The organism is Pseudomonas sp. Pc102 (assembly GCF_018408275.1).
GTDB classification, from domain to species: domain Bacteria; phylum Pseudomonadota; class Gammaproteobacteria; order Pseudomonadales; family Pseudomonadaceae; genus Metapseudomonas; species Metapseudomonas tohonis.
Window position 1 is genome coordinate 3932346 of record NZ_AP021905.1, and the last position, 22841, is coordinate 3955186.

The following is a 22841-nucleotide window of genomic DNA, read 5'->3' on the forward strand; positions in this document are numbered from 1 at the left end:
GGAGGGGGTACGGCCTGGAAGCGGCGATTCTACGCCTCCAGCGGCCCTGGCACCACGGCGGATGACCGATGGGTCGCCGGAGTGGACCGGCGAGTCGTGGGAGCGGTTTCAACCGCGATGCCTGGCACGGCATCTTTCGCGAATGAATTCGCTCACACGGTGAAGTCGCCTGCGGCACGGAGTGGCGAGCAGACCGCGCCATCGCACGGGCATGACCGCTGTGCAGGGTGGAGGTCGCTCTTTACCTCCACCAGGCGGAGTCGAACCCGGCACGCCGGTGTGCATGGGCGCGCGCTTCGATGGGTTTCGCTTGCGCGCGGAACACCGCCGACCGGCCCTGCGAAAGCCGATGACCACGGAGCAGATCGCATAAAACGCTTGTCAGAGCTCCTGGGTTCCCGCTATTACGCGAATCCACCTTTTTGCGGAGCGCCGGGTGGCCTTGCCGACGGTACGATCCCCGACGCGCCACACGACCGCCGGAGCCACGACGCGTTCAGCGCCCGGCGCTCATCACCCCGATGCGGGGGCCGAGCGGCCCGCCCGACATCGCTTTTCATGGAATAGAGAATGCCCCCGAGACACGTAGTCAACGCCGAAGTCAGCCCCAAGGGCAGCCTGGAAACCCTCTCACAGCGCGAAGTGCAGCAACTGAGCGAAGCCGGTTCCGGCAGCATCTACACGCTGTTCCGCCAGTGCGCCCTGGCCATCCTCAACACCGGCGCGCAGATCGACAACGCCAAGACCATCCTCGATGCCTACAAGGACTTCGAGGTGCGCATCCACCAGCAGGACCGCGGTGTGCGCCTGGAACTGCTCAACGCCCCGGCCGATGCCTTCGTCGACGGCGAGATGATCGCCAGCACCCGCGAGATGCTCTTCAGCGCCCTGCGCGACATCGTCTACGCGGCCAGCGAACTGGACAGCCTGCGCATCGACCTGGAGAGCTCCCAGGGCATCACCGACTACGTCTTCCACCTGCTGCGCAACGCGCGCACGCTGCGCCCAGGCGTGGAGCCGAAGATCGTCGTGTGCTGGGGCGGCCACTCCATCAGCACCGAGGAATACAAGTACACCAAGCGCGTCGGCCACGAGCTGGGCCTGCGCAGCCTCGACATCTGCACCGGCTGCGGCCCGGGCGTGATGAAGGGCCCGATGAAGGGCGCCACCATCAGCCACGCCAAGCAGCGCATCGTCGGCGGCCGCTACCTGGGCCTGACCGAGCCGGGGATCATCGCCGCCGAGGCGCCCAACCCCATCGTCAACGAACTGGTGATCCTGCCGGACATCGAGAAGCGCCTGGAGGCCTTCGTCCGCGTCGGCCACGGCATCATCATCTTCCCCGGCGGCGTGGGCACGGCGGAGGAGTTCCTCTACCTGCTGGGCATCCTCATGCACCCGGACAACCGCGAGCTGCCCTTCCCCGTCATCCTCACCGGCCCGCGCAGCGCCGAGCCCTACCTGCAGCAGCTGCACGCCTTCGTCGGCGCCACCCTGGGCGAGGATGCGCAGAAGCGCTACCAGATCATCATCAACGACCCGGCCGAAGTGGCGCGGCAGATGGCCCAGGGGCTGAAGGACGTGAAGCGTTTCCGCCGCGAGCGCAACGACGCCTTCCACTTCAACTGGCTGCTGAAGATCGACGAAGGCTTCCAGCGCCCCTTCGACCCGACCCACGAGAACATGGCCGCCCTGCAGCTCAGCCGCTCGCTGCCGCCCCACGAACTGGCCGCCAACCTGCGCCGCGCGTTTTCCGGCATCGTCGCCGGCAACGTCAAGGACAAGGGCATCCGCCTGATCGAGGAACACGGCCCCTACGAGATCCACGGCGATGCGCAAGTGATGCAGCCGCTGGACCGCCTGCTCCAGGCCTTCGTCGAACAGCACCGCATGAAGCTTCCCGGCGGCGCGGCCTACGTGCCCTGCTACCGGGTGGTGGAAAGCTCGCCCACGCGGACGAACGCGTAGCCCGTTCAGGGGTTCCCCGCGTTCGCGGGGATGACGGCTTGCCTGGGGCTTCCCCTCACCTCGTCACCCTCGCGAACGCGGGGGTCCACTTGGCGTCCGGAACGGGGCGGCGGCTCAGCCCTGGACGAACACCAGGGCCTTGAGCCCGCCTTCCGGGTCCACGTCCGCAAATTCCGGCGGATTGGCCAGGCGCTCGCGGAAGCGCAGAGCGGGCGCCTCCTCGGCCATGGTGCGGACGATGAAGTCGGCCCCGGTAGCCGGGTCGTTGACGCAGGCAAGCACCTGGCCGCCCTCGGCCAGCAGCTCAGGCAGGCGGCGGAGGATCTTGCGGTAGTCGCGGTCCAGTTCGAAGCTGCCCTTCTGGAAGGACGGCGGGTCGATGATCACCAGGTCGTACGGCCCGCACTTCTTGACCTTGCCCCAGGACTTGAACAGCTCGTGGCCGAGGAACATGACCCGGCTCGTGTCGTGGCCGTTCAGGCGGTGGTTGTCGCGGCCCCGGCTCAGGGCCGCGCGGGCCATGTCCAGGTTGACCACCGCCTCGGCACCGCCGGCGAGAGCCGCCACGGAAAAACCGCAGGTGTAGGCGAAGAGGTTCAGCACGCGCTTGCCGGCGGCCTGCTCGCGGACCCAGCGGCGCCCGTAACGCATGTCGAGGAACAGGCCGATGTTCTGGTTGCGCATCAGGTCCAGGCGGTAGGCCAGCCCGTCCTCGTGCATGGTCCACTGCTCCACCGCCTCGCCCCAGAGCAGCTCGGTGTCGCTGCCCGGCAGGTAGCGCAACTGCAACAGCAGGCTGCGCACCGGTGCGGCGCGCCAGGCTTCGCTGGCCACCAGTCCGGCGAGCATCGCCTTGAGGTTGTCCAGCGCCCCGGCTTCCGGCTCGCGGAACAGTGCCACCTGGACCACGCCCTCCAGCCAGTCCACCACCAGGTGCTCCAGCCCCGGCCAGCGGCGGCCTCGCCCATGGAACAGGCGGCGCGTCTCGGCGGGCAGATCGCCCAGGGCGGCGGTCAGCTGGAGGCGAAGGGTTTCGATGGCGTCGGGGGTCATGGCGGTGCGGGTCCTGGTTCCGGGGCGCGGCATTCTAACCGCAGCGCTGCTAGGCTGCCTGTGTCCCGACTCTGCGGAGGTTTTCTCGCGCCCATGGTCACAACCATGACGTTCCCGTGTCATCGTCGAGCCCGACAAGCATGAACAGGCCGCCTCCCGTGGACAGCAACCAGGGCCATATCCAGGCGCGGCGCCTGGCGTTCGGCTTCACCGCGCTGGTGATACTGGCGATCATCGCCATGGAGACCTGGCAGGTCTGGAAGGCCCACGAGCAGGAATACCGTCGCGCCGAAGTCAACGCCACCAACGTCACCAGCGCCGCCGCCCAGCATGCCCGCGATGCCGTGCGCCAGGCCGACGCGTTGCTGGTCGGGCTGATCGAACGGGTCGAGTGGGATGGCATCGACAAGCTGCAGGTGGATCGCATGCGCAGCCTGATGAAACGCCAGCAGCGCTTCCTGCCCCAGTTGCACGGCCTGTTCATCTACGACAAGGACGGCAACTGGCTGGTGACCGACAAGGACAGCATCCCCGCCGGCGCCAACAACGCCGACCGCGAGTACTTCATCCACCACCGCGAGCGAGCGGACAACGACCTGTACATCGGCAAGGCCATCTACAGCCGCTCGACCGGCGACCTGGTGATCCCCGTCTCGCGACGCATCGACAACCCCGACGGCAGCTTCGGCGGCGTCGCCCTGGCGACCCTGCGGGTGAGCTACTTCGTGCGGTTCTACGAGAGCTTCGATGTCGGCGACGCCGGCATCATCATCCTCGCCCTGCAGGACGGCACGCTGCTGGTACGACGCCCGTTCCTGCCCGACGCCATCGGCGCCAGCCTGGCCAAGGGCCTGGTGTTCAGCGAACTGCTACGCCAGGCCCCGGCCGGCACGGCGATCTTCCATGGCCAGGTGGACGGCATGGAGCGGCTGTTCAGCTACCGCCAGTTGGCCGACTACCCGCTGGTGGTGGAAACCGGCATCTCCACCCGCTCCATCACCGCGCCCTGGCTCGACCAGGTCGCGCGCTCGGCCATGGTGGTGGTGGCGATGATCGTTGGCCTGGTGCTGTTCGCCCAGGCCCTGATCCGCCGCATCGAATCCGGCGCCCTGGCCGAAGAGGAACTGCGCCTGGCCCACGATGCCCTGGAGCAACTGGCGATGGTCGACGGCCTCACCGGGCTGGCCAACCGCCGCCGCCTCGACGCCTTGCTGCCCATAGAGGCGAGCCGTGCCCGCCGCCAGGGCACGCCGCTGGGCATCGTCATGTTCGATATCGATCACTTCAAGCGCTACAACGACCGCTACGGCCACCCCGCCGGCGACCAGTGCATCAAGGCCGTGGCCCAGGTGGTGGCCGCCTTCGCCCGCCGCCCCGGCGACCTGGCGGCCCGCTACGGCGGCGAGGAAATGACCTTGTTGCTGCCCAACAGCAACGAGGCCAACACCCGCGCCATCGCCGAACAGGTGTGCCTCGCCGTGCGCGAACTCGGCATCCGCCACGAAGGCAGCGAGCTGGGCCTGGTGACCCTCAGTGCCGGCATCCATGCCTACGACCCCAGCCCCAACGACGGCACCCCGGACGGCCACCTGCTGCGCGCCGCCGACGAAGCCCTCTACAGCGCGAAGGCCGCCGGCCGCGACCGCGTGCACCCACCGGAAACCCGGCCCGCGGCCTGACCCCGGCCGAGACCGTCGGCCACGTACCATCGTCCAGGGGGCCGGATGCGACCGCCTCAAGGCGCCCCCTTCAGCTTTTCCCGCTCCCCGCCGATAATCATCCAGCCGCTACGCTTGATCCCATGAAGGGCGCGGTTGCCCACCTGGCACCCCAGAACGAACCATAACGAACCGGGAGTCGTCCCCATGCTTCTACGCCGCATGAAGATCGCGCCGCGCGCCATCCTCAGCTTCTCCCTCGTCACCCTGCTGGTGATCCTGCTCGGGCTCTTCGCCCTGCACCAGATGAAAGGCATCCGCGCCTCCACCGTGATGCTCAATGAAGACAGCATGCCCAGCTACGCGGCACTGGGCACGATCAACGAGAAGATGCTGCGCCTGCGCATCGTCTCCTTCCGCATCCTGGTGGACCGCGAGCCCGAGCTGCTGCGCGCCACCAGCCAACGCGAGGCAGAACTCACCAGCCAGCTGCACCAGGCCCAGGAGGTGTACGAGAAGCTGGTGGACGATGGCGAGGAAGCGGCCCAGTACGCCCGATTCAAACGGGTGCTGGCGGACTACTACCGGGTCAACGACAAGCTGATGCAGCTCTCCGAGGCCGGCCAGCTCGAGGAGCTGCGCGCGCTGCTGGGTGGCGAATACAAGAAGCTCTCCGACGAGCTGGGCGTGCAGCTGGAAACCCTGATGAAGATCAACCAGCGCAACGCCGCCGAGACGGAGCAGCACGCCATCGACCAGTACGACAACGCGGTGCTGGTAGTCAGCGCGGTGATGATCCTCGCCGCACTGCTCACCGGCATCCTCGCCCTGGTGCTCACCCGCAGCATCGTCACGCCGCTGGACGAGGCCATGAAGGCCGCCGAGACCGTCGCCACCGGCAACCTCACCGAACGCATCGAGGTCCACGGCAGCGACGAGCCGGCACTGTTGCTCGGATCCCTGCGCACCATGCAGCAGAGCCTGAAGAGCACCATCGAGCACATCGCCCGCTCCTCCGACCAGCTGGCCTCCGCCGCCGAGGAACTCAACGCGGTGACCGAGGACTCCAGCCGCGGCCTGCACCAGCAGAACCAGGAAATCGAGCAGGCCGCCACCGCCGTCAACGAGATGACCACCGCCGTGGACGAGGTCGCCCGCAACGCCGTAGCCACCTCCGAGGCCTCGCGCGACTCCGACCGCACCGCGCGCGGCGGCCAGGACCAGGTCAACCGCACCGTCGACTCCATCAGCGACCTGGCCCGCGATGTCGGCGAGACCTCCGGCCAGGTCGAGAAACTGGCCGGCAAGGTTCAGGGCATCAGCAAGGTGCTCGACGTGATCCGCGCCATCGCCGAGCAGACCAACCTGCTGGCGCTCAACGCCGCCATCGAGGCCGCCCGTGCCGGTGACGCCGGGCGCGGTTTCGCCGTGGTGGCCGACGAGGTGCGCGCCCTCGCCCACCGCACCCAGCAGTCGACCCAGGAAATCGAGCAGATGATCGGCGGCATCCAGCAGGGCACCAACCAGGCGGTCGACGCCATGCAGCACAGCAGCCAGCGCGCCCGCGCCACCCTGGAGATGGCCCGCGCCGCCGGCCAGGCGCTGGACACCATCACCGAAGCCATCAGCCACATCAGCGAACGCAACCTGGTGATCGCCAGCGCGTCCGAGGAACAGGCCCAGGTGGCCCGGGAAGTGGACCGTAACCTGGTCAACATCCGCGACCTGGCCCAGCAGACCGCCGCCGGCGCCCACCAGACCAGCGCCGCGAGCCAGGAACTCTCGCGCCTGGCCGTGGACCTCAATGGCCTGGTCTCGCGCTTTCGCGTATGACTCCCGGCGCCTGCGCGAGCCCATCGCGCAGGCGTTCCATTACCGCGCATGCGTACAAGCCGCCCGCCCGCCGACCTGCAAGGCTGGCGGGCCACAACTGCTCCCCCGCCGCTTCGATTGAGGAATTCCGTGCATGAACCGCAGCGAAATGCGCCGCGTGGACCTGAACATGCTGATCGTCTTCGAGACGCTGATGCACGAGCGCAACCTGACCCGCACCGCCGAGAAACTGTTCCTCGGCCAGCCGGCGATCAGCGCCGCCCTGTCGCGCCTGCGCGACTATTTCAATGACCCCCTGTTCGTGCGCAGTGGCCGAGCCATGGAGCCCACCACCCGCGCGGTGGAAATCCTCCAGCAGCTGCGCCCGGCGCTGGACGCCATGTCCAACGCCCTGAGCCATGCCCATGAATTCGACCCGGCCACCAGCAACATGGTGTTCCGCATCGGCCTTTCCGACGACGTCGAGTGCGGCCTGCTGCCGCCGCTGCTCAACCACCTGCGCGAGGTGGCGCCGAACATCGTGCTGGTGGTGCGCCGCGCCAACTTCCTGTTGATGCCGAGCCTGCTCGCCTCGGGCGAGATCTCCGTCGGCGTCAGCTACACCACCGAACTGCCGGCCAACGCCAAGTGCCGCACCCTGCGGCGCATCCAGACCATGGTGCTACGCGCCGACAAGCGCCCCGAGCCGCTGACCCTGGACGACTACTGCAGCCGCCCCCACGCGCTGATCTCCTTCTCGGGCGATCTGTGCGGCAACATCGACCAGGACCTGGCGCGCATCGGCCGCTCCCGTCGCGTGGTGCTCGCCGTGCCGCAGTTCAACGGCCTGCGTGCCCTGCTGGCCAACTCCGAGGTGATCGCCACCGTGCCCGACTACGCCGCCAGCGAACTGGTGGCCGGCGGCGGCCTGCGTGCCGAGCCGCCGCCCTTCGAGATCGTCCCCGCCAAACTGACCATGGCCTGGCGCGGTGCCCAGGACAACGACTCCGCCGAGCGCTGGCTGCGCACCCAGATCGTGCGCTTCATGAGCGAAGACGGGCTCTGAAGCGAATTAACAACGTTTAACTCGCCCACCGCCCTGGCCTCCCGAACAATCCGCTGACCTCCCGTGCCCATCCGGCCACGGGATCGAACGCGGATCGGGATGATCGCCATGGCCAGTACTCACCACGACAGCACCTGCGCATACGACCAGCCCGAGGCCGGCTCCGGCGCCTCGGGCGGCCTCGCCCCCTGGCGCGAGCGCCTGGCCAAGCAGATGATCCTCACCCACCTCGCCGAGGGCATCCCGGTCGCCCGCCTGGCCGAAGCCTGCGCCCTCTCCCGCAGCCACTTCGCCCGCGCCTTCAAATGCACCACCGGCATGACGCCCCAGGACTGGCTGCGCCGGCAACGCCTGGCCCGCGCCAAGGAACTGATCCGCAACTCCGACCTCAGCCTAACCCGCATCAGCCTCGAATGTGGCTTCTACGACCAGGCCCACTTCTCCCGCCTGTTCACCCGCGCCGAAGGCGTCAACCCGATGAGCTGGCGGCTGATCGGCGAGTGACGGGCTTTCACCGTGGGAGCGGCTTCAGCCGCGAGAGACCCGCAGCAGGCACCCGGCAGCGAGTGGCCAGATGATCTGTCGCGAATGAATTGGCTCTGTCTGCGTTAAGTGTTGCTAGAGGATTTGAGCCTGGCTGATTGCCGAGTTTTGCTGATAGTTCCTGTTTCGCCTTGCCGGGCGAGTTCCTTTTAACAATCGCCTTAAAAGGAACCAAAAGCGCTTGCCCCATCATCCGGCCCGACTGCGTCGGGTGCCCTCACTCCATCGCCGCTCCGGGGGCCGGCGCGAAGGGCCATCCATGGCCAGTCGCGCCTCTCGTGGCATCCATGCCACTCGTCCCCCTGCGCAACGACTCCGTTCGGCCTCCTGGAGGGGCGTTGGCGGCTGCTCCAACTTTCCTCCTCCAACGCATCACGACGTGGTGCGCACGGACTTTCGTAGGATGGGTCGGGCGGCGTTCCGCGAGCGAAGCGAAACCCATGCGGTGGCGGTGGCAGAAACCCTTGGACACCCGGAAAGCACCGCGTTTGAGCGCTTGCTTTAAAACCACAACAGCTAACGCCGACAGAGCCAATGAATTCGCCCCCGCGAGACCATGCAACGGTGCGAGGTTCAGCCCTGCTGCGTTGGGCTTCGTACCTCGTCCCAACCTACGGGCCATGAGTTCAATGGGGCATGCCTTGCACCGGCGCGCCGCGCCAGAGGCTCGGGAGGGGCATCGCCAGGCGCCACTCCAGGGCACGCTGGGGGTGCTCGCCGCCATTGCGCAGCTTGTCCAGCGCGTAGGCCCGGGTAGTTTCCAGCAAGCGGTAGCGCACCTGCCCGTACTCCGGCTCCGCCAGCAACAGGGACTTGGCCACCAGGTGGCTGATGGCCTCGTACAGCCGCGTATCGCTGATGCGCTCGCAGCCGATGACCCGCACGGCGCCGTCGAAGGTGAAGGCCTGCTTGAACAGGGCCAGGCGCTGCAGCACGACGCGCTCCAGCGCAGTCAGCAGGTCATGGCTCCAATCCAGGCTGGCACTCAGGCTCTGGTGCCGGGGCACCGCCGTACGCCGCGCATGGGCGAGCAACTGGAGGTGGATGGGGTTGTCCAGCAGCGCCCCAAGGCCGGCCAACCCCAGGCTGTCCACCTGGGCTGCGGCCAGTTCGATGGCCAGCGGCAGGCCGTCGAGGCGGCGGCAGATCTCGCTCACCAGCGGCACGTCACCCGGGCGCAGGCAGAAGCCATCCTGGCGGGCACGGGCTCGGCTGACGAACAGGCGGATGGCGGCGCAGCCCAGGGCTTCCTCCACGGAGCAGTCGGCCGGCGCGGGCGGCACCGGCAGGCCCGCCAGGCGCTGGACGAACTCGCCTTCGGCCAGCAGCGGCTCCCGGCTGGTGGCCAGGATCGACAGGCGAGGCGCACGGCGCAGCAGCCCTTCGGCCAGCAGCGCCGAGGCATCCAGGAGGTGCTCGCAATTGTCCAGCACCAGCAACGCATGACGGCCACGCAGTTGACGGCCGATGTCGGCGACAGGGTCCGATCCCGGGGGCGGGAGGCCGAGTACCGAGGCCAGGCGGCCGGCCACGCCGTTCGGCCCGCAATCGGCCAGGTCGATGAGGTGCACACCGTCCGCGTAGTGCTCCAGCAGCAACTCGGCGACGCGCAGCGCCACGGTGGTCTTGCCCACGCCCCCGGGGCCGGCCAGGGTGAAGAAGCGCCGCTGCGTCAACTCGCGCACCAGGCCCCCCACCAGCCCATCGCGCCCCTCGATGCGGGTCAGCCGCACCGGCAGGTTGTGCGCCGGCCATATACCCGGGGCCGCAGCCGGCGCCACGCCTTCGCAACTCACCTCGGCGACGAAGCTGTAGCCGCGCTGCGGCACATTGGCGATGAAGCGGCGTCCGTCACGCCCGTCGCCCAGGGCGCGACGCAGGGCGGCGATATGCACCCGCAGGTTGGTCTCCTCCACCACGGTGGAGGGCCAGACACGGGCGATGATGCAGTCCTTGCCGACCAGATGGCCGGCGTTCTCCAGCAACAGCTTGAGGATCTCAAGGGCACGGCTGCCCAGGCGCAACGGGCGGTCGCCCTCGAGCAGTAGGCGGCGCTGGACGTGGAAGCGGAACGTGCCGAAGCACAGCACGGAGTCTTCCGGAATGTTGGTGGCTCTGGTCATGTCGCTGTCGTGCCGGCGACCGAATGGACTCGCCCTGCGAACTGCCTGCAGGGCCCCGATCCGGGCCCGTGCACCCTCCTTACGAGAATGCTTCCCATCATCCCAGCCTGGTGTGAAGGAACAATCGCGGCGAGGGGAACGAGACGGCCAAGGCGGTGCCCAGGACGGACACGCGACGGACTGCTAGCTGAACTGCCGGCGGTACTGCGCGGGGCTGAGCCCGAGCTTCTCGGCGAACAGCACGCGCATGTGCCGCACGCTGCCGAAGCCGCTGCGGTAGGCCACGGTCTTCAAGGGCAGGTCACAGGTTTCCAGCAGGCTGCGGGCACGGTCCAGGCGCGCGCCCTGGAGAAACTCCATGGGCGTCATCTTCACCTCGCGGGCGAACACGCGGGAGAAATGCCGGGGGCTCATCGCCGCCAGGGTGGCCATGCGCTCGACGCTGAAGGGCTCCTCCAGATGCTCCAGCACATGGTTCTGCACCCGGGCGATCGGCGAGTCGTCGCCCACCACGCCGGCCGCCAGCGGGCTGAACTGCGCCTGCCCGCCCTGGCGCTGCATCACCACCAGCAGCACCTTGGCCACATCCAGCGCCAGCTTGCGGCCATGGTCCTCGGCGACCACGCCCAGAGCCAGGTCGATGCCGGCGGTGACGCCACCGGAGGTGAGCAGCTTGCCGTCGCGGATATAGATGTGGTCGGTCTCGATCGCCGCTCCCGGACAGCGCCGTGCCAGGCGCTCGATGTAGTGCCAGTGGGTGGTGACCCGACGGCCATCGAGCAGACCGGCCTCGGCGAGGATGAAGGCACCGGTGCAGATCGAGCCATAGCGCCGCGAAGCCTGCGCCGCGCGATTGAGCCAGGGCACCAGGGCACCGTGGCTGTCGTTGTAGGCACCGGGGCCGCCGGGCACCAGCAGCAGGTCGAATTCGGGCTCCACCTCCTCCACCAGCTGGTCGGCCTGCATCGCCAGGCCATTGGAAGCCCGCACGCTACGTTCTCCGCTGGCAAGGGTGACGATGCGGTAGGCCTGCTCCGGCGGCAGGTAGCGGTTGGCGATGGAAAAGACGTCCATGGGGCCTGCGACATCGAGCATCAGCAGGTCGGGGAACAGGAGGATGGCAACGGTCTTCATGCAGCGGCAGGGGGCGTCCGGCGTCTGGAAACGCGCAGTATGAACAGGCGCCGGGAGGCTGTCTGCGAACAATTTCCGGTGGCGCGAGTACGCAGCCGGAGGCTCCACCCTGCCGCCCGTCGGAAGCAACGACTGATGAACGCTGCCGTGGCCAAGCTGAAAAGACTTGTTGCTATTCCCACATCGCCGCCATTCATCCGAATCTCCAGAATGGCGCCTCCCTGAATCTTCGGATGACCGACGTGGATTATCTCCTGCAACTGGTATCGAGCCCCACCGCCTGGATCGCCCTGGCCACACTGGTGGTGATGGAAGTGGTGCTCGGTATCGACAACCTGATCTTCATCTCGATCCTCACCAACAAGCTGCCCGAGCACCAGCGTACCAAGGCCCGCCGCCTGGGCATCGGCATGGCGCTGATCCTGCGCCTGGGCCTGCTCGGCACGGTGGCCTGGATCGTCCAGCTGGTGCATCCGGTGTTCGAGGTGTTCGACCATGCGTTCTCCTGGAAGGACATGATCCTCATCGCCGGCGGCCTGTTCCTGTTGTGGAAGGCCACCACGGAGATCCGCCATTCCGTGGACCCGGCTCCCGAAGGCGACATGTTCGTCGGCAAGCAGGTCGCCGCCATCGGCTTCAGCTCGGCGATCGTGCAGATACTGCTGCTGGACCTGGTGTTCTCCGTCGACAGCATCATCACCGCCGTGGGCATGACCGAGCACGTGCCGATCATGGTCATCGCCGTGGTCGCCGCCGTCACCGTGATGCTGCTGGCCGCCGACCCGCTGGCGCGCTTCATCAACGACAACCCCACCGTGGTGATGCTGGCCCTGGGCTTTTTGATCATGATCGGCATGACGCTGATCGCCGAAGGCTTCGGCGCCCATGTGCCCAAGGGCTACATCTACGCCGCCATGGCCTTCTCCGCTGCCATCGAAGCGCTCAACATGCTCTCCCGCCGCGCCGCCCGCCGCAAGGCGCAGCGGCAGGCGTGACGCACCGTCCCTCTCTCGCGGGAGAGGGGCGCTGCCAGTTGCCTGCGTCCCCCTTCGCGAGGTCGGTATTCATCCTGTAGGCAAGGACTCATTGGCTCTGTCTGCGTTAAGTGTTGCTGGAAAGCTTCGAGTTGAGTTGATTGCCGAGCTTTGCTGATGTTTCTGGTTTCGCCCCCCCGGGCGAGTTTCTTTTGGCAGTCGTCGGGGTGCCGAACCACCCAAAAGAAACCAAAAGGGCTTGCCCCTCCATACGGGTCTGGCTGAAGCCAGACTTCCCTCGCTCCATCATCGTTCCAGGGGCACGCCTCGAAGGGCCATCCCTGGCCCATCGAGGCTCTCGCGACATCCATGTCGCTCAACCCCTGAAACGACGATTGCGCTCGGCCTCCTGAAAGGGGCGTTTGGCCGCTGCTCCAACGCCTTCGCTCAATACACATTGATATGCGCATCACCACCGGGTGGACGCCGCGGCTGGCGGCTTTCGTAGGATGGTGTAGAGCGAAGCGAAACCCATGCGGTGGGTGTGCCAGGAATCCAGAATCGTCCTGAAATCGCCGTTCTTGAGCTTTTTCGTTGAATCCAAAACAGCTAGCACCGGCACAGCCCATTCATTCGCGATTGCCCCTTTTCGCGGTTGAAACTGCTCCTACGTAACCCGCCCGGTACAAGGCACCCCGGGGATTGACCCCGGGCCGGACGAGGGCCGATGAAAAATCCGCGAACCTGACCTGAACCCTTCATATGAATATGAGATCAACATCGTATCGATGCGCCAGGTGGCGATCGAAGCGCCATATCGTTACGAAGGAGTCGAACTTCGATGAACATTTCCCCCGAACTGGCCCTCAGCCAAGCCCGTGAACGGCTGCAACACATGCGCAACGCCGCGGACGGGCGCACCCTCGCCTACCGTTTCGGCGTAGCCCAGGGCTACATCAACGCCCTGCGCGACTTCGCCGGGCTGGATGCGGAAACCTGGCGTCACCTGCTGGACGAAGCCGAGGCCGTGCGCCACGAGACCGATGCCGCGCTGCACCCGCTGGTTCCCCAGGCCTTCATCCTCGCCCAGGCCGGCCCGGCCAGCGAAGGCCAGCCCGCCCTGTCCTGAACGCCCCGCCCCAGCCTGCCCGGGCCCGTGCCGGCCCGGTTCAGCTGCGGGAGCGGTGCCACGCCTCCAACTGCTCCGGCGACATCGGCCGCGCCACGTAGTAGCCCTGCACCTCGTCGCAGCCCCACCACTGCATCAGGCGGTACAGCTCCTCGGTCTCCACGCCCTCGGCCACCACCCGGTAGCCGAGTTGCCGGGCGAGCTGGATCACCGCACCCACCACCCGCTGGTCGCGCACCTCGGTCTGCACGTTGCGCATGAAGGACTGATCCAGTTTCACTGCGCTTGCCGGCAGGTCGCGCAGGTAGGACCAGTTGCTGTAGCCGGTGCCGAAGTCGTCGATGGCAAGCTCCATGCCCTCCGCACGCAGGCGCAGCAGGTTGCGCCGTACCTCCTCGGGGTTCTTCATCAGCACGCTCTCGGTGAACTCCAGCTCCAGGCCCGCCGGGTCGATCCGGTGGCTGCGTACCAGGGCGATGATGCGGTCAACGAAATCGGCATCGTCCATGTCGCTGGCCGAGACGTTGATCGACACCTTCCAGTCCCAGCCCTGCCGCTGCCATTGGGAAGCCTGCACGATGGCCCGCTCGGCCACCCACAGGCTCAGCGGACGGATCAGCGCGGTGCGCTCGGCCAGGGGGATGAATTCCGCCGGGCTGATGCCGCCCAGTTGCGGATGGCGCCAGCGCAGCAGCCCCTCGACCCCGACCAGGCGCCCGCTGTTCAGCTCGACGCGGGGCTGGTACTCCAGGCGCAACTGGTCCTCGGCATGCACCGCCTTGGACAGCGACGACAACAGCAGGAAGGCACGCTGCTGGGCATGGTCCAGGGCGGCTTCGTAGTAGCGCCAGCGCACTCCGGTCTCGCGGGCGTTGTCGGCCGAGCTCACCAGCAGGCGCAGCCAGTCGCGGTTCTCCATTCCCGGATCAAGGTCGAGGATGCCGGCGCCGAAACGGATCTGCAGCGGGATACCCTCGCACTCGATAGGCGCCGAGAAGACGTCGGCGAGGCCGTGGGAGAGCCTCTCCACGGCATCGCGCCGGGCACCGTGGATGATGAAGCCGAAGCGCGTCGGGCTGATCTTGTACAACTGCTGCCCCTCCGGCAGCGCCTGCTGCAGGCGGGTCTTGATCAGCAGCATCAACGACGCCGAGAAGGGGTAGCCGAGCACCTTGACGATGTCGTTGAGAAAGGCCGGCGCGATCATGTCCGCCGCCACCACGGTGATGCGCTGGCCGGCGCGCAACGCCCCCTCCACGTCCTCTTCCAGGCGCAGGCGGTTGTACAGGCCGGTGGGCGGGTCGATGAAGGTGGCCTCGCGGATGTGGCGCAGGCGCAGCATCGCCAGCTGCGCGAGGGATTCCAGCATCGCCGCGTCGCGCGGCGACAACGGCGGGCGCGGCTCGCTGTCGATGATGCAGAAGCTCCCCAGGGCCAGGCCGTCCTCGGTGAGCAGCGGCATGCTGGCGTAGAAGCGGATGCCCGGCTCGCCGGTGACCAGCGGGTTGTCGCAGAAGCGTTCGTCCTGGCGTGCATCGCAGACCTGGAACAGCGCCTCGGACACTACCGCATGGGCGCAAAAGGCGTCACCCCGGGACGTTTCGCTCACGCCGAGGCCCACCTTGGCGCAGAACCACTGGCGGTTGTCATCGATGATCGAGACCAGCGCGACGGGCACCTCGAAATACGCGGTGGCCAGTTGCACCAGCCTCTCGAAGACCTCGTCCTCCGTGTGCTCCAGGGGCCGCAGCGCGAGGACCTGGCGCTGGCGTTCGGCTTCATTGGTGGGAAGAGGCGTTGCGTCCATATGTCCTCCCGGCAACTGGACATTTGCTCTGACATTCCTCGACGACCTTTGATTCAAGCAGCTCGATCGCCTTCGCGCCCCCCCGGTATCGACTTCGCCACCCCGTCCCCGCGTCGCCGCCCCCGCGCATTCACAAAGCCATTCTCGGACTCGTCCGATGGGACAGGAACCTCCCCGGAGGCATCCTGAATCCGCTCCAGATAGCGCCGCCAACCTGTCGCGGCGGGCCTGCTCGCAACAGGCGGCGGTATCGGAGCGCCCATTTTTCGACCCTCTCAGAAAGGTACTTCGATGAGCATTTCCAAGCGCTCCCTGCGCAAGCTGCCCCTGGCCCTCGCGGTCGGGCTCGCCACCCTGGCATCCCAGCAAGCCTTCTCCCACGGCTACATCGAGAGCCCGAAATCCCGCTCGCTGATGTGCAGCATGAGCGGCGGCAACCTCAACGCCAACTGCGGCTCCATCCAGTGGGAACCGCAGAGCGTGGAATACCGCCCCGACGCGCAGAACCACTTCGGTGGCAAGTGGTGCGGCGGCACCTTCCGTGAATGCGGCCCGGCCGATGGCACCATCGCCGCCGGCGGCCACAACTCCTACAGCCAGCTGAACGAGCAGACCGCCACCCGCTGGCACAAGACCACCATCAAGCCCGGCATGCAGGAATTCCGCTGGAAGTACACCGCCGGCCACGCCACCGCCTACTGGCAGTTCTACATCACCAAGAAGGACTGGAACCCCAACAAGCCGCTGACCCGCGCCTCCTTCGAAGCTGCCCCGCTGCTGCATGAGGACTTCGCCACCAGCGGTCATGCCAAGCCGGTGTCCCAGGGCTCCAGCACCCACCGCCTGAACATCCCCACTGACCGCAGCGGCTACCACGTGATCCTTGCCACCTGGCGCATCGGCGACACCGACGCCACCTTCTACCAGGCCGTCGACGTCAACATCGACAACGAGGGCGCCGGCAACGGTGGCACCACCCCGCCGGCACCGGAATGGAACCAGATCGGCGCCGTGCAGCCCGAGCCCCTGAGCGTCGGCGACACCGTGACCCTGCGTGCCTTCGCCAAGACCGGGCAGCTCAACAGCATTTCGCTGAAGATCGAAAACGCCAACCAGGCCCAGGCCAACAACTGGCCCTTCCTGCTGGCGCAGAAGGTCAACGCCGCCGACCTCGGCTACAAGCTGGGCGAGCTGAACACCACCGGCGACGTCGTGCCCAACTACGGCCGCAACGGCATCCATGTTAAGGCCGACAGCAAGGTGGTACGCGTCGAGGTGCAGAAGGACCAGCCGAGCATTCCGGGCTCCCTGGGCCTGACCGGCCTGCAGGACAGCTACCAGATCAAGGACGGCAAGGCCGACCTGCACTTCAACGCCATCGCCCAGGGCGGCGAGTACCAGGTCAAGGCCACGGTGCTCAACGCCAAGGGCGAGACCGTCGCCCACCAGGAAGCCGCACCGGGTAATACCCCGCACTTCCACATCCCGCTGCTGAAGGCCGAAGCCGGCAAGCATGACCTGGTGGTGGTGGCCACGCCGAAGAAGGGCGAGCTGCTGCAGCAGACCCACAGCTTCAGCCTGATCGCCGAGCCGGGTAACGGTGGCGAGAACCCGGGCGAAGGTGAGAACCCGGGCAATGCCAAGTACGACTTCGTCTTCCCGGACGGCCTGGCCGGCTACAAGGCCGGCACCACCGTGCTGGCCAAGGACGGCAACGTCTACCAGTGCAAGCCCTTCCCCGCCAGCGGCTACTGCAAGCAGTGGACCCCGGGTTCGAGCCAGTTCGAGCCGGGCAAGGGCTCCCACTCCAGCATGGCCTGGGACCGCAAGTAACCCGACCGGGGGCCGGGCCAAGGCCCGAGCCCCCTCCCCAACGAACCGGAACGCCCGACGGCCAGGAGCCGCCGGGCCGTTCCCGTCCCCGACGGAACCGCCGCCATGACGCTCGTCCCCACCCTGCCGCGCGCGCTGCCGCCCCGGGCCCTGCACGCCCTGGCCGCGCTGCTGCTGTGCGCCTGGCTGGCCTGGCTGGGCCTGGCCAGCGGTGACTACCGCCAGGCCCTGCGGACCCAGGCCCAGGCGCAGCCGACCAGGCCGCCGCTGCCGACGGCGCTGCCAGCGCCGACCCTGGATGCCACCGCCGTCGCCCTGATGTTCGGCGCCATGCCTCCGCAGCCGGACGCTCACGAGGAAGACCCCGGCATGCCCCTGACCCTGCTCGCCAGCCTGCGTGCCGAGCACCCCGACGACTCCCGCGCGCTGATCGCCTCCCCCGGCGGCAGCGCCTTCCACCGCCCCGGCGAACGCCTGCCCGGCGGCGCCCTGCTGCGCAGCGTGGAGACCGACCACGTACTCATCCTGCGCAATGGCCGCGAACAACGCCTGGGCTTCGCCCGCCCCGCCGAAACCCTGCTGGTGCCCATGGTCACGCCAGCGCACTCGCCCGAGACGACGCCATGAACCTCATCCGCACCACCCGCGCCCTGCTGATGCTCGGCACCCTGCTCTGCCCTCTCGTCGCCCAAGCCACCAAGGACGAGGAGCGCCAATGGACCCTCAACATGAAGGACGCCGACCTGCGCGACCTGGTCAGCGAAGTCGGTGCGATCACCGGCAAGACCATGGTCCTGGACCCACGCATGAGCGGCAAGGTCACCGTGCAATCGGCTGCCGCCCTCGATCAGGCCGGCATCTACGCCCTCTTCCTCAGCGTGCTGCGCAGCCAGGGCTTCGCCGCGCTGGAACAGGGCGACCGCGTGCTCATCGTCCCGGTCGCCGATGCCAAGACCCGCGCCAGCGAACACGACGGCAGCGGCGGCGAGGCGGTGGTGACCCAGGTACTGCCATTGCGCAACGCCAGCGCCGCCGAAGTGGCCGCCGTGGTCCGCCCGCTGGTGGCCACCGATGCCTACATCGCGCCCTCCACCACGGCCAACGCCCTGGTGGTGACCGACAGCGCCAGCAACGTCGAGCGCATACGCCAGGTGGTCGCCGAGCTGGACGCCTCCGGCCAGCGCGCCTTCAGCACCCTGCCCCTGCGCCACGCCTGGGCCAGCGACCTGGCCGCCACCCTCAGCGAAAGCGTCGGTCAGGCCGGTTCCGGCGCGCCCTCGGCCAAGGCCGTGGCGGACGCCCGCAGCAACCGCCTGATCCTCATCGGCCCGGAGCCCGCCCGGGCACAGATGGCGAGCCTGGCGCGGACCCTTGATGTGCCCGGCGACGCCAGCGACGGTACCCGCGTGCTGCGCCTGCACCACAGCGACGCCAAGCTCATGGCAGAGCTGCTCAGCGGCATCGGCAAGCGCCTCGAAGTCGGTCGCGGCGGCAAGGAAGGCCAGGCCGGCTCCATCCTCATCAGCGCCGACGAGAGCCAGAACGCCCTGGTGCTGATGGCCGAGCCCGCCCAACTGGCCATGCTCGACGGCATCATCGCCCAGCTCGACCGCCCACGCGCCCAGGTGCTGGTGGAGGCGGCGATCGTCGAAGTCAGCGGCGACATCAACCAGGCCCTTGGCGTGCAGTGGGCCGGGCGCGGCGGCGATATCGCCGGCGCCGTGCAGTTCGGCGGCAGCGGCCTGGCCATCGGTTCGGTGATCGCCGGGGCCGAGGGCGGCAAGCGCCCGGCCCTGCCCGACGGCACCCTGATCGGCATCGGCAGCCGCGACTTCGGCGCGCTGATCAACGCGCTCTCCAGCGACTCCAACAACAACCTGCTCTCCACCCCCAGCCTGCTGACCCTGGACAACGAGGCGGCGGAGATCCTCGTCGGCCAGAACGTGCCCTTCCAGACCGGCTCCTACACCACCGACAGCGCCGGCGCCTCCAACCCCTTCACCACGGTGGAGCGCCGCGACATCGGCATCACCCTCAAGGTCACCCCGCACATCAACGAGGGCGACACCCTGCGCCTGAAGGTGGAGCAGGAGAGCTCCGAGCTGGCCGCCGCGCCGGCGGGCATCGCCACCAGCGACGTGATCACCAACAAGCGCTCGGTGAAGAGCACCATCCTCGCCGACGACGGCCAGATCATCGTCATCGGTGGCCTGATCAAGGACAACGCCAGGGTCCAGGTCAGCAAGGTGCCGCTGCTGGGCGACATCCCGCTGCTGGGCGCGCTGTTCCGCTCCTCCAAGGAAGTGGTGGAGAAGACCAACCTGATGGTCTTCCTGCGCCCCACCCTGCTGCGCAACAGCGCCTCCGCCGAGGACCTGGGCCAGCGCCGCTACGACGGCCTGCGCCGGCTGCGCGCCAGCGACCCGGCCGCCAACCGGTTGCTGCTGCCCAGCGAGCCGCGCCAGCTGTTCGAGATCGACGCCGAGCCGGCGCTCGACCTGCGCCGGGGCGGCAGCCGATGAGCAGCGCGCGCCTGCCCTTCGCCTACGCCCGTCGCCACGGCGTGCTGCTGGACGCCGGGCAGTTGCTGTGCCGCGCCGATGCGGCACTGGCGATCGTCGCCGAAGTGCGTCGCCAGCATGGCGAGCCCACCCTTTGCCAGGTGCTGGACGCCGACGCCTTCGCCGAGCGCCTGGCGCTCTGCTACCAGGACGGCCAGGGCGATGCCCAGCAGGTGGCCGAGGGCCTGGACGAGCAGATGGCCGGGCACGACGACCTGGCCAGCCTCGCCGACCAGCTGCCGCAGACCACCGACCTGATGGAGCAGGAGGACGACGCCCCGATCATCCGCCTGATCAACGCCATCCTCGGCGAGGCGGTGAAGGCCCGCGCCTCGGACGTCCACCTGGAGACCTTCGAGCGGCACCTGTCCGTGCGCATGCGGGTGGACGGCCTGCTGCGCGAGATCCTCCGCCCGCGCCGCGAACTGGCGGGCCTGCTGGTGTCGCGGATCAAGGTCATGGCGCGCCTGGACATCGCCGAGAAACGCATCCCCCAGGACGGCCGCATCGCCCTGCGCCTCGCCGGACACGAGGTGGACGTGCGTGTCTCCACCCTGCCCTCCGCCCACGGCGAGCGCGTGGTGATGCGCCTGCTGGATAAGCAGGCCGGGCGCCTCGACCTCGCCCGCCTGGGCATGGACGACGACACCCGTACCCGCCTGGAAGGCGCCCTGGCCCGGCCCCACGGCATCCTCCTGGTCACCGGCCCCACCGGCTCGGGCAAGACCACCACGCTCTACGCCGGGCTCGCCAGCCTCGACAGCGCCAGCCGCAACGTCCTCACCATCGAGGACCCGGTGGAATACCACCTGCCCGGCATCGGCCAGACCCAGGTCAACACCAAGGTCGACATGACCTTCGCCCGGGGCCTGCGCGCCATCCTGCGCCAGGACCCGGACGTGGTGATGGTCGGCGAGATCCGCGACCGCGAGACCGCCGAGATCGCCGTGCAGGCCTCCCTCACCGGCCACCTGGTGCTCTCCACCCTGCACACCAACAGCGCGGTGGGCGCGGTCACGCGCCTGGTGGACATGGGCGTCGAGCCCTTCCTGCTCTGCACCTCGCTGGTCGGCGTGCTGGCCCAGCGCCTGGTGCGCGTGCTCTGCCCGCACTGCAAGGCGCAGCACCCGGCCGATGCCGCCGCCTGCACCCACCTGGGGCTGGACGCGGCCGCGCCGCCCCCGCTGTGGCACGCGGTGGGTTGCCCCGCCTGCCAGCACAGCGGCTACCGCGGCCGCCAGGGGCTCTACGAACTGGTGCTGCTGGACGAGGCGCTGCGCCAGCTGATCCACCAGGGCGCCGGCGAAGCCGAGCTGACCCGCCACGCCCGCCGCCATGGCCCGAGCTTGTTCATGGATGGTCGCGACAAGGTGCTGGCCGGCGTTACCAGCCTCGATGAGCTGCTGCGCGTGACCCGGGAGGACTGAGCATGGCCGCCTACGAATACCTCGCCATGGACGCCAGCGGCGCCCGCCAGCGCGGCGTGCAGGAAGCCGACAGCGAACGCCAGGCCCGCCAGCTGCTGCGCGACCGCCAGTTGGTGCCCTTGCGCCTGCGCGCAGCCCGGGGTGGCCGCGTACCCGGGACGCGGGCATCGGCCCGGGGGCTCAACGCCGCCGCCCTGGCCCTGCTCACCCGCCAACTGGCGACCCTGGTGCAGGCCGCGCTGCCCCTGGAAGAGGTGCTGGCCGCCGTCGCCGCACAGTCGGAAAAACGCAGCCAGCAGGCCATGGTCCTGGCCATCCGCGCGCGGGTGCTGGAGGGACACGGCCTGGCCCGCGCCATGGCCGACTTCCCCCGCGCCTTCCCGCCGCTGTACCGCGCCACCGTCGCCGCCGGCGAGCGTGCCGGGCACCTGGGCCAGGTGCTGCTGCAACTGGCCGACTACACCGAGTCGCGCCAGGCCGCGCGCCAGCAGGTGCAACTGGCGCTGCTCTACCCGAGCATCCTGCTGCTGGCGGCCTTCGGCATCGTCGGTTTCCTGCTCGGTTTCGTGGTGCCGGACGTGGTCAAGGTGTTCATCGACAGCGGCCAGGAACTGCCCGTCCTGACCCGCGGCCTGATAGCCACCAGCGAGGCGCTGCAGCGCCATGGCCTGGCGGGCCTGATCATCATCGCCGCCCTCGCCTTCGGTCTGCGCCTGGCCCTGCGCCTGCCGGGCGCGCGGCTCACCTGGCACCGCCTGCAACTGCGCCTGCCGCTGTTCGGCCGCCTGCTGCGGGCCAGCGACTGCACGCGCTTCACCAGCACCCTGGCGATCCTCGGGCGCAGCGGGGTGCCGCTGGTGGACGCGCTGGAGATCGCCGCGGAGGTGGTGGCCAACGGGCAGATTCGGACCGGTCTGAAAGACGTCGCCCGCGCCGTGCGCGAAGGTGGCGCCCTGACCCGGGCCCTGGAACGCAGTGCGCTGTTCCCGCCGATGATGCTCTACATGATCGCCAGCGGTGAACGCTCCGGCGAGCTGGACTCCATGCTCGACCGCGCCGCGCGCCAGCAGGAAACCCAGCTCGCCAACCGCATCGCCATGCTCGTCGGCCTGTTCGAGCCGGCGATGCTGGTGTTCATGGGCGCCAGCGTCCTGGTGATCGTGCTGGCGATCCTCATGCCCATCCTCAGCCTCAACCAACTCATCGCCTGAACGGCAGGAACCCCCATGCACAACCGACGCAGAGAGCAGGGCTTCACCCTCATCGAGATCATGGTCGTGGTCGTCATCCTCGGCGTGCTCGCCGCCCTCGTGGTGCCGCAGATCATGAGCCGCCCGGACCAGGCCAAGGTCACCGCCGCCCGCGCCGACATCAACGCCATCGCCATGGCGCTGGACATCTACAAGCTCGACAACCACGGCTACCCCAGCACCCAGCAAGGGCTCGACGCCCTGGTCACCCGGCCCGCCGGCAGCCCGCCCGCGCGCAACTGGAACCCCGATGGCTACCTCAAGCGCCTGCCCGTCGACCCCTGGGGCAACCCCTACCAGTTCATCGTCCCCGGCAGCCGCGGCGCCTATGACCTGTTCTCCTTCGGTGCCGACGGCCGCGCCGGCGGCGAGGGCCTCAACGCCGACATCGGCAACTGGGATCGCTGAGATGCCCCCGCGCAAGCACCCATTCCGCAGGCTGGGTGGAGCCCTGCGAAACCCATCACCTGGGCAGCATGGGTTTCGCTCAGCTCTACCCATCC

General features: G+C 68.5%; 17 protein-coding genes. 13 read left to right on the plus strand and 4 right to left on the minus strand.

The genetic code is table 11. The features are described 5' to 3' along the window. Positions 1 to 570: 570 nt before the first annotated feature. Positions 571 to 1968: a nucleotide 5'-monophosphate nucleosidase PpnN gene (ppnN, locus tag PHLH3_RS17970; RefSeq protein WP_213625212.1), complete on the plus strand. Its 1398-nt coding sequence runs from the start codon at positions 571 to 573 to the stop codon at positions 1966 to 1968. 114 nt (positions 1969 to 2082) lie between these two features. On the opposite strand, the gene PHLH3_RS17975 is transcribed toward ppnN, so the two are convergent. Next, on the minus strand, positions 2083 to 3021 hold the full coding sequence (locus PHLH3_RS17975) for a class I SAM-dependent methyltransferase (protein ID WP_213625213.1): 939 nt from the start codon (positions 3019 to 3021) through the stop codon (positions 2083 to 2085). A gap of 140 nt (positions 3022 to 3161) precedes the next feature. Here PHLH3_RS17975 and PHLH3_RS17980 point away from each other — a divergent pair, with 140 nt between their 5' ends. The 4 genes from PHLH3_RS17980 to PHLH3_RS17995 all read left to right on the plus strand — a co-directional run bounded on the left by PHLH3_RS17980 (position 3162) and on the right by PHLH3_RS17995 (position 8061). Then, on the plus strand, positions 3162 to 4700 hold the full coding sequence (locus PHLH3_RS17980) for a sensor domain-containing diguanylate cyclase (protein WP_213625214.1): 1539 nt from the start codon (positions 3162 to 3164) through the stop codon (positions 4698 to 4700). A 186-nt stretch (positions 4701 to 4886) separates the two neighbouring features. Next, positions 4887 to 6512, plus strand: coding sequence for a methyl-accepting chemotaxis protein (locus PHLH3_RS17985; RefSeq protein WP_213625215.1), 1626 nt, complete (start codon positions 4887 to 4889; stop codon positions 6510 to 6512). 133 nt (positions 6513 to 6645) lie between these two features. After that, positions 6646 to 7557: a LysR family transcriptional regulator gene (locus PHLH3_RS17990; RefSeq protein WP_213625216.1), complete on the plus strand. Its 912-nt coding sequence runs from the start codon at positions 6646 to 6648 to the stop codon at positions 7555 to 7557. 108 nt (positions 7558 to 7665) lie between these two features. Beyond that, a complete protein-coding gene (locus tag PHLH3_RS17995; protein ID WP_213625217.1) occupies positions 7666 to 8061 on the plus strand; it encodes an AraC family transcriptional regulator in 396 nt (131 codons plus the stop codon). 665 nt (positions 8062 to 8726) lie between these two features. Here the strand turns inward: PHLH3_RS17995 and PHLH3_RS18000 are convergent. Further along, positions 8727 to 10223, minus strand: a complete 1497-nt coding sequence (locus PHLH3_RS18000) for a winged helix-turn-helix domain-containing protein (RefSeq protein WP_213625218.1) — start codon at positions 10221 to 10223, stop codon at positions 8727 to 8729. A 183-nt stretch (positions 10224 to 10406) separates the two neighbouring features. Continuing rightward, on the minus strand, positions 10407 to 11357 hold the full coding sequence (locus tag PHLH3_RS18005; protein ID WP_213625219.1) for a GlxA family transcriptional regulator: 951 nt from the start codon (positions 11355 to 11357) through the stop codon (positions 10407 to 10409). A 242-nt stretch (positions 11358 to 11599) separates the two neighbouring features. Here PHLH3_RS18005 and PHLH3_RS18010 point away from each other — a divergent pair, with 242 nt between their 5' ends. Then, a complete protein-coding gene (locus PHLH3_RS18010) occupies positions 11600 to 12352 on the plus strand; it encodes a TerC family protein (RefSeq protein ID WP_213630610.1) in 753 nt (250 codons plus the stop codon). Between the two features lie 820 nt (positions 12353 to 13172). Then, positions 13173 to 13460 carry a hypothetical protein gene (locus PHLH3_RS18015; RefSeq protein WP_173177385.1) on the plus strand — a complete coding sequence of 96 codons (288 nt, stop codon included), beginning with the start codon at positions 13173 to 13175 and terminating at the stop codon, positions 13458 to 13460. Between the two features lie 40 nt (positions 13461 to 13500). Here PHLH3_RS18015 and PHLH3_RS18020 read toward each other — a convergent pair whose 3' ends face one another. Beyond that, positions 13501 to 15267, minus strand: coding sequence for a GGDEF and EAL domain-containing protein (locus PHLH3_RS18020; protein ID WP_213625220.1), 1767 nt, complete (start codon positions 15265 to 15267; stop codon positions 13501 to 13503). A 291-nt stretch (positions 15268 to 15558) separates the two neighbouring features. Here PHLH3_RS18020 and gbpA point away from each other — a divergent pair, with 291 nt between their 5' ends. The 6 genes from gbpA to gspG all read left to right on the plus strand — a co-directional run bounded on the left by gbpA (position 15559) and on the right by gspG (position 22746). After that, on the plus strand, positions 15559 to 17100 hold the full coding sequence (gene gbpA, locus PHLH3_RS18025; protein ID WP_213625221.1) for an N-acetylglucosamine-binding protein GbpA: 1542 nt from the start codon (positions 15559 to 15561) through the stop codon (positions 17098 to 17100). Positions 17101 to 17205: 105 nt separating this feature from the next. Continuing rightward, positions 17206 to 17727, plus strand: coding sequence for a type II secretion system protein N (locus tag PHLH3_RS18030; RefSeq protein ID WP_213625222.1), 522 nt, complete (start codon positions 17206 to 17208; stop codon positions 17725 to 17727). Then, complete coding sequence (gene gspD / locus PHLH3_RS18035; protein ID WP_213625223.1) at positions 17724 to 19622, plus strand: type II secretion system secretin GspD; 1899 nt, start codon at positions 17724 to 17726, stop codon at positions 19620 to 19622. The genes PHLH3_RS18030 and gspD overlap by 4 nt, the downstream gene beginning before the upstream one ends. Further along, complete coding sequence (gene gspE / locus PHLH3_RS18040; RefSeq protein ID WP_213625224.1) at positions 19619 to 21088, plus strand: type II secretion system ATPase GspE; 1470 nt, start codon at positions 19619 to 19621, stop codon at positions 21086 to 21088. Before gspD ends, gspE begins: the two co-directional genes overlap by 4 nt. Before the next feature lie 2 nt (positions 21089 to 21090). Further along, positions 21091 to 22299: a type II secretion system inner membrane protein GspF gene (gspF, locus tag PHLH3_RS18045; RefSeq protein WP_213625225.1), complete on the plus strand. Its 1209-nt coding sequence runs from the start codon at positions 21091 to 21093 to the stop codon at positions 22297 to 22299. Positions 22300 to 22314: 15 nt separating this feature from the next. Beyond that, the gene (gspG, locus tag PHLH3_RS18050; RefSeq protein WP_111261278.1) at positions 22315 to 22746 is read left to right on the plus strand and encodes a type II secretion system major pseudopilin GspG; all 432 of its coding nucleotides are present in this window, start codon (positions 22315 to 22317) and stop codon (positions 22744 to 22746) included. Positions 22747 to 22841 lie beyond the last annotated feature (95 nt).

Coding starts and splice junctions, on each gene's coding strand:
- ppnN (WP_213625212.1), top strand. CDS start 571: ATGCCCCCGAGACACGTAGTCAACGCCGAAGTCAGCCCCAAGGGCAGC.
- PHLH3_RS17975 (WP_213625213.1), bottom strand. CDS start 3,021: ATGACCCCCGACGCCATCGAAACCCTTCGCCTCCAGCTGACCGCCGCC.
- PHLH3_RS17980 (WP_213625214.1), top strand. CDS start 3,162: ATGAACAGGCCGCCTCCCGTGGACAGCAACCAGGGCCATATCCAGGCG.
- PHLH3_RS17985 (WP_213625215.1), top strand. CDS start 4,887: ATGCTTCTACGCCGCATGAAGATCGCGCCGCGCGCCATCCTCAGCTTC.
- PHLH3_RS17990 (WP_213625216.1), top strand. CDS start 6,646: ATGAACCGCAGCGAAATGCGCCGCGTGGACCTGAACATGCTGATCGTC.
- PHLH3_RS17995 (WP_213625217.1), top strand. CDS start 7,666: ATGGCCAGTACTCACCACGACAGCACCTGCGCATACGACCAGCCCGAG.
- PHLH3_RS18000 (WP_213625218.1), bottom strand. CDS start 10,223: ATGACCAGAGCCACCAACATTCCGGAAGACTCCGTGCTGTGCTTCGGC.
- PHLH3_RS18005 (WP_213625219.1), bottom strand. CDS start 11,357: ATGAAGACCGTTGCCATCCTCCTGTTCCCCGACCTGCTGATGCTCGAT.
- PHLH3_RS18015 (WP_173177385.1), top strand. CDS start 13,173: ATGAACATTTCCCCCGAACTGGCCCTCAGCCAAGCCCGTGAACGGCTG.
- PHLH3_RS18020 (WP_213625220.1), bottom strand. CDS start 15,267: ATGGACGCAACGCCTCTTCCCACCAATGAAGCCGAACGCCAGCGCCAG.
- gbpA (WP_213625221.1), top strand. CDS start 15,559: ATGAGCATTTCCAAGCGCTCCCTGCGCAAGCTGCCCCTGGCCCTCGCG.
- PHLH3_RS18030 (WP_213625222.1), top strand. CDS start 17,206: ATGACGCTCGTCCCCACCCTGCCGCGCGCGCTGCCGCCCCGGGCCCTG.
- gspD (WP_213625223.1), top strand. CDS start 17,724: ATGAACCTCATCCGCACCACCCGCGCCCTGCTGATGCTCGGCACCCTG.
- gspE (WP_213625224.1), top strand. CDS start 19,619: ATGAGCAGCGCGCGCCTGCCCTTCGCCTACGCCCGTCGCCACGGCGTG.
- gspF (WP_213625225.1), top strand. CDS start 21,091: ATGGCCGCCTACGAATACCTCGCCATGGACGCCAGCGGCGCCCGCCAG.
- gspG (WP_111261278.1), top strand. CDS start 22,315: ATGCACAACCGACGCAGAGAGCAGGGCTTCACCCTCATCGAGATCATG.